Source organism: uncultured Dokdonia sp. (genome assembly GCF_947492815.1).
GTDB lineage: Bacteria > Bacteroidota > Bacteroidia > Flavobacteriales > Flavobacteriaceae > Dokdonia.
In genome coordinates this window covers 1-344 of sequence record NZ_CANLOB010000116.1, presented here as the reverse complement: position 1 = coordinate 344, position 344 = coordinate 1, and the positions used below count along the sequence as shown (strand labels likewise).

At 43.6% G+C, this 344-nt stretch carries 1 protein-coding gene; it reads right to left on the bottom strand.

Going from position 1 to position 344, the window contains the following annotated elements; translation table 11 throughout:
• Positions 1-344 (bottom strand): Ig-like domain-containing protein (locus Q1A01_RS23760; protein WP_299686089.1); only part of this gene is annotated, 344 nt, incomplete at both ends.

Here is a 344-nt window from a genome sequence, read left to right as displayed (position 1 = left end):
ACTGGAGTATCCTCAGTAGTCGTCTCAGCATCATCCTCTACATCATCTATAGGATTCACCGTCACTTCTACCGTAGCTGTATCTGTAGAAGTCGAACCATCTGGGTTGGTCACCACTACTGTATAATCAAAGGTATCCGTACCATTAAAATCAGGATCCGGTGTATAATCTACCGTACCATCAGCATTGATCGTTACCGTTCCATTGGCTGGATTGGTCACTTCCGTAACAACACCTGTGCCTCCATCTAAATCATCATTGTCTAATACATCAATATTCACTGCAGTATCCTCATCCGTACTATCACTGTCATCCATCGCATCAACATCTGCAATTGGACCTAC